The organism is Streptomyces calidiresistens (assembly GCF_014141525.1).
In the GTDB taxonomy this organism is placed as follows: Bacteria; Actinomycetota; Actinomycetes; order Streptomycetales; family Streptomycetaceae; genus Streptomyces; species Streptomyces calidiresistens.
This window is the reverse complement of the sequence record NZ_VKHS01000567.1, coordinates 1-3682: the sequence shown is the minus strand read 5'-3', so window position 1 is coordinate 3682 and position 3682 is coordinate 1. Positions and strand designations below refer to the sequence as shown.

Sequence of the window (3682 nt, the reverse complement as noted above, 5' to 3'; positions counted from 1 at the left end):
GGCGTGGGGGTGGGGGAAGGGGCCCTCGTGCGGGCCACCGTGACCATGATCAGCAGGATGCATCGACACCCCGGCTCCCGGCTCGGGGAGCCGTCCCGGTGGGCGACCGGGGAACCACCGGCGGAACGACCGCGCCCGGGCGTTCCGCGATCTCGTCGCGCAGTTCGCGGAAGGCGTCGGCCACCGCGTCGGGGACCTCCATCATCGCCACGTGGCCGACGGAGGGCAGGGCGAGCACCCGGGAGTCGCGGAAGGCGATCGCGGCCCGGCGGGCCATCCGGAAGGCCACCAGGCGGTCCCGGCCGCCGTAGATCAGGAGGGTCGGTGCCAGGACCCGTTCCGCCTGTCGCCACAGGGACTGCTGACCGCCCAGCGTGTAGGCGTGGAAGAGCCCGGCGGCACTCCGTCCCAGGGAGTCCCAGAACCAGGGCAGGGCCTGGCGGCGTTCCTGTTCGGCCACGGCCACGGCGAGTTCGTGTTCGGTGATCCGCGCCGGGTCGCCGTAGCACAGCCGCAGCACGTCGCGGGCGCGCCGCTCAGCCGGGTAGTCCCGGGTGAGACGGCCCATGAGCCGGGTGGCGCCGGGGGCGCCGAGCAGCGCGGTGGGCACGACGGTGCGCTGGGGACGCAGTTCGGGGAGGGCGGGCGAGATCAGCGTCAACGACCGCACCAGATCCGGGCGCTGCGCGGCGACCCGGGTGGCCGCGGCGCCGCCGAGGGAGTTGCCGAAGAGGTGCACCGGTCCGCGTCCGGACGCCTCCAGGCAACGGATCACCCGTCGGGCGTGGGCGGGGACGGAGTAGTCGCCGTCCCCCGGTGGCGGGGAGGCGCCGAAGCCGGGGAGGTCGAGCGCCTCGCAGTCGACGTCACCGGCCAACCGCTCCATCAGGGAGGACCAGTTGCGGGAGGATCCCCCCAGACCGTGGACGAAGAAGGCCGGTTCGGCGTCGTCCCGGACCGCCGCGCGGCGGCGGACCGCCACGACGGCGCCGGGCAGCGCCCTCGGGCGGAAGGTCTCGCCCTCCCGCACACCGGGCCAGTCCTCCGTCATGGCCGCCGCCTCGTACCGCTGCTGCCGGGTCGATGACATGCCGCAATATTACGAGCCCGTCACGTTCCCGCCGAAGGGCCACCGGGAAGGTTTCCGCGCGGATTTCGGGGAAGTCGGGGGGAACCACCGACCCCCCTCCTCGGCGAATCACCACAAAGAGGGGCACTCCGGGCCGGGGTCGGTGTCCGCCCCGGATCGGTCCGCGACGGGACCCGGGGGAATCCCGCCATTCGGGCGGGAGGTCCCCCGAACGGGCATGGTCCGGAACCGGCGGGGCAGACGAGGCGCGGGGCCCGGGCCCCTTCCGGCGGACCCGGTGTGCGAACCGACCCGGCCCGTCCGACGCGGACGGAGGGCGGATCCCGGCCGCGACCGCCCGGAGAACGCTCCCGGGAACGCGGGGGCCACCGCGCCGGTGGCCTTCCCCATCGACGTCACCGGAGGTGCAGTGCCATGCCGATCGACCCCACCGACCCGGAGACCATCGAGGAAATCGAGGAACTGGAGGGGCTGGAGGGAAATGGCGCCGTAGCGGCCCCGCAGGATGTGGAGGCCCCCCTGGCGGACGCCTTCGAACAACGCGCGGAGGTGTTCACCGCCCGGGACGAACCGCTGGTCGCCGCCGGCGACGAGGTGAATCCCGCGGATCTGGCGGAGCAGGCCCGGGTGGTCGAGCAGGAGGACGAGGACTACCGCTGACCGGCCCCGCGCCCCCGCTCCCGGCGCCCCCCGGGGCGGGGGCGGCCGTCCACCCATCGGACCACCCGGGTCGCGGGCACGCGCGACGGGGTTACCCGAACGTACGATGTGCTGGCCGGACCGGACCGATCCGGTCGGGACGGCCCCGACGCACCGCGCGTCGGCCATCGAGCAACCGGGAGGCGGCGTGACAGCCATGGAGCAGACCGAGGCCCGCCCGCGCGGTACCCGCCTGCCGCGAGTGGCCCGACGGAACCAACTGCTGGGCGCCGCCCGGGAGGTCTTCGTCGCCCAGGGGTACCACGCGGCGGCGATGGACGACATCGCGGACCGGGCGGGCGTGAGCAAGCCCGTGCTGTACCAGCACTTCCCCGGCAAGCTGGAGCTCTACCTCGCCCTGCTGGACCAGCACTGCGAGGCGCTGGTCCAGGCCGTGCGCCGGGCCCTGGCCTCGACCACGGAGAACAAGCAGCGGGTGGCGGCCACCATGGACGCCTACTTCGACTACGTCGAGCAGGAGGGCGGCGCCTTCCGCCTGGTCTTCGAGTCGGACCTGACCAACGAGCCGGCCGTCCGGGAGCGGGTGGACCGGGTCTCGATGGACTGCGCCGAGCTGGTCAGCGCGGTCATCGCGGAGGACACCGACCTGCCGGAGGAGCAGTCCAAGCTGCTGGCGGTCAGCATGTGCGGGATGGCCCAGATCACCGCCCGGCACTGGGTGGCCTCGGGTCGTCGGGTGCCGCGCGAGGTGGCCAAGAGCCTGACCTCCTCGCTCGCGTGGCGGGGCATCGCCGGCTTCCCGATGCAGTCCCAGGGCTGACCCGATGCAGTCCCAGGGCTGACCCGGGGCCGACCCGGGGCCGACCCGGGGCCGACCCGGGGCCCCGGCCGGCGCGCCCCCGGCGGGGTTCCACCGGGGCCTCCACGAGGGCCTCCGCCGGGTCCCCGGGCGCGTGTTCGCTGTCGGCGTGGGGCCGTTCCGCCGGGTCGGCGACCGCGCCCGGCTACGCTGACCCCTGTACGGCGGCGCGGCACAGCGCCCCCATCAGGGATCATGCGGAGGGACCAAGCCGTGGAGATCAAGATCGGCGTACAGCACACGCCGCGTGAGATCACGCTGGAGAGCAACCAGTCGACCGACGAGGTCGAGAAGGTCGTCGCGGAGGCCCTCGCGGGCGAGTCGCGGCTGCTGAGCCTGACGGACGAGCGCGGCCGGAAGGTGCTGGTCCCGGCCGACCGTCTGGCCTACGTGGAGATCGGGGAGCCGACGGTCCGCAAGGTGGGCTTCGGCGCCATCTGAGGCCCTCGGACCCCGGTGTTCCCCGATGACCCGGGGAACACCGGGGTCACCCGGGTCACCCGACCCCACCGGGGTCACCCGGATCACGCGGCGGTCGAGGGAATGTCACGAAATTCCATCGACCGCCGTTTGCCGTGCTCCCGTCGCGGGGTAGTACGGGGAGGTCCGAGTCCGTGCTCGGATCGAACCGGCCGCACGGGAGGGAGCCGCGGATGCCGCCGATGCTCTGGGAGACACCGATCGCGCTGCTGATCGGGCTGCTCGTCGCCGTGTCCGCCACGCGGTGGCGGCCGAGTGGCTTCCCCCTGCACCGCCTGGTGTGGGCGACCGGGCCGGGTGCCGCCCTGGTCGGGTGGGCGCTGGGCCGGGGCATCCTGGGGCAGGGCCACAGCGCGGCCACCCTGGCGGTCTCGCTGACGGTCAGCGTCGTGCTGGTCTCCCTGCTCTTCCGGTCCGGTTCCACCGCTCCCGCCGGGCGTCCCCGGGAGACCCGGGCGGTCTGAGCGAGGGCGGCGGATCGCGTCGCTCCCCCCTCCGGGGCACCCGGCGTGTCCGGTGTATCCACCACCCGGATTACCCTGAGGAAGTTCGCCCCGCCTTCCCCTCCCGGAGACGCCCGTGTCCCCCACCGG

General features: G+C 74.3%; 5 protein-coding genes. 4 read left to right on the top strand and 1 reads right to left on the bottom strand.

Annotated features, from left to right (window positions below; all coding sequences use genetic code 11):
• Positions 1-49 precede the first annotated feature (49 nt).
• A complete protein-coding gene (locus FOE67_RS19670; protein ID WP_182666138.1) occupies positions 50-1090 on the bottom strand; it encodes an alpha/beta fold hydrolase in 1041 nt (346 codons plus the stop codon).
• 414 nt (positions 1091-1504) lie between these two features.
• Here FOE67_RS19670 and FOE67_RS19665 point away from each other — a divergent pair, with 414 nt between their 5' ends.
• From FOE67_RS19665 to FOE67_RS19650, 4 genes are all read left to right on the top strand, one after another.
• Positions 1505-1750 carry a hypothetical protein gene (locus FOE67_RS19665; RefSeq protein WP_182666135.1) on the top strand — a complete coding sequence of 82 codons (246 nt, stop codon included), beginning with the start codon at positions 1505-1507 and terminating at the stop codon, positions 1748-1750.
• Positions 1751-1937: 187 nt separating this feature from the next.
• Positions 1938-2570 (top strand): TetR/AcrR family transcriptional regulator, encoded by a 633-nt coding sequence (locus FOE67_RS19660; protein ID WP_323385087.1) that lies wholly within the window; start codon positions 1938-1940, stop codon positions 2568-2570.
• A gap of 252 nt (positions 2571-2822) precedes the next feature.
• Positions 2823-3050 (top strand): DUF3107 domain-containing protein, encoded by a 228-nt coding sequence (locus FOE67_RS19655; RefSeq protein WP_182666133.1) that lies wholly within the window; start codon positions 2823-2825, stop codon positions 3048-3050.
• A gap of 212 nt (positions 3051-3262) precedes the next feature.
• A complete protein-coding gene (locus FOE67_RS19650; protein ID WP_182666131.1) occupies positions 3263-3553 on the top strand; it encodes a hypothetical protein in 291 nt (96 codons plus the stop codon).
• Positions 3554-3682 lie beyond the last annotated feature (129 nt).

Coding starts and splice junctions, on each gene's coding strand:
- FOE67_RS19670 (WP_182666138.1), bottom strand. CDS start 1,090: ATGTCATCGACCCGGCAGCAGCGGTACGAGGCGGCGGCCATGACGGAG.
- FOE67_RS19665 (WP_182666135.1), top strand. CDS start 1,505: ATGCCGATCGACCCCACCGACCCGGAGACCATCGAGGAAATCGAGGAA.
- FOE67_RS19650 (WP_182666131.1), top strand. CDS start 3,263: ATGCCGCCGATGCTCTGGGAGACACCGATCGCGCTGCTGATCGGGCTG.